1 protein-coding gene is annotated in these 768 nt (G+C 66.7%); it reads left to right on the forward strand.

Features of this window, described 5'->3' with window-relative positions:
* Positions 1-213: 213 nt before the first annotated feature.
* The coding region (locus tag IH45_RS0142670) for a HAMP domain-containing protein (RefSeq protein ID WP_030682633.1) at positions 214-768 on the forward strand (555 nt) is incomplete at its 3' end.

The following is a 768-nucleotide window of genomic DNA, read 5'->3' on the forward strand; positions in this document are numbered from 1 at the left end:
CCTCCACACTCTCCCCAGGTCCCTTCGCTCAGGCCCCCACCCGCCCCAATCCCTTACCCCCGACTTACGGCGTCTCCATGCAGGATGGGCGAAACTCCACACCTGTCGTGCCGTGCACGTCGCGGCACCCGAGGAAGGATCAGCAGTGCGTATTCCCACCGCCTCGGCACCCGCCGTCATACCCGCTTCGCCGGGCCACCGAGGCTGACCGCCATGGCTGTCTCTTCCGAACCACCTTCGCCCGCGACCGCGCACGCGAAGTTCAACTCCACCCACGACACCGACCCGGTCCGGGGCCCGTTGAGATGGTTCCGGCCGACCATCCGGATCCGGCTCACGCTGCTGTACGGCGGCATGTTCCTGATGGCCGGTGTGGTACTTCTCGCGATCATCTACCTGTTCGCGGCCAACACCCTCAAAGAAGGCACCCTGGAGATCCAGGTTTTCGGCACCGACATCACCCTCGGGAAAGCCAATTGCCGCGACCTGCCGTCGGTCGGCACGGTCGACGACATCAATGCGGCGATCGACAAGTGCCTCCGCAATCAGCGTGCCGCGGTCCTGCAAACCTTCCTGAATCACTCCCTGCTGGCGTTGCTGGGCCTGACCGTCGTAGCGTTCGCCTTCGGGTACGCGATGGCCGGCCGGGTCCTGTCGCCGCTGGGCCGGATCACCCGTACCGCGCAGCGCGTGGCGGGCTCCGACCTGCACCGCCGTATCGAGCTGGGCGGTCCGGACGACGAGCTCAAGGAGCTGGCGGACACCTTC

It is taken from the genome of Streptomyces rimosus subsp. rimosus, assembly GCF_000720725.1.
In the GTDB taxonomy this organism is placed as follows: domain Bacteria; phylum Actinomycetota; class Actinomycetes; order Streptomycetales; family Streptomycetaceae; genus Streptomyces; species Streptomyces rimosus_A.